The following is a 477-nucleotide window of genomic DNA, read 5'->3' on the forward strand; positions in this document are numbered from 1 at the left end:
CTAGTCTGCGAGATCTTCACCTCCAGCCCATCACGCTGATTGAGCAAGTACTCGGTGCTGATGGTCATGTCACCCTGCGTGGTTTCAATCGTTCCCGAGGTGTTAATCACTTCAGTATTGGCATCACCGCTGGCGTTTTTTTGCATCACCAGGTCATTACCCGCCAGTATGTCGCCGCGCAGGTTATGAATGCGGTTGGCAAACAGCGAGAGATTATGGCCCGCATACAGCAAGGCGGTGTTGAGGATCGTTCCGGTGGCCGTTAACACCAGGTTTCCCGCCGTACCGGTAAAGCCATCAAGCGTGATATGGCCAAGGCTGGTCAGGCTCACGTCCCCACCCGCCTGCAGAGAACCTTCCCCATTCATCGCAATCTGTTGCCCGGACAATGCCGTCTTGCCGTTGCCAGCTACCAGTTGACCGTTATTGATGAGCTGCCCGGCGGCGGTCAGCGTTACGCCATTGCCCTGTAAGGCG

At 56.4% G+C, this 477-nt stretch carries 1 protein-coding gene; it reads right to left on the bottom strand.

The window, feature by feature from the left end:
- Nucleotides 1-477: hypothetical protein (locus tag C9411_RS25380; RefSeq protein WP_146158911.1), on the bottom strand; the 477-nt coding region annotated here is incomplete at both ends.

Origin of the sequence: Serratia sp. Nf2 (assembly GCF_003028435.1) — a bacterium.
GTDB classification, from domain to species: domain Bacteria; phylum Pseudomonadota; class Gammaproteobacteria; order Enterobacterales; family Enterobacteriaceae; genus Serratia; species Serratia marcescens_L.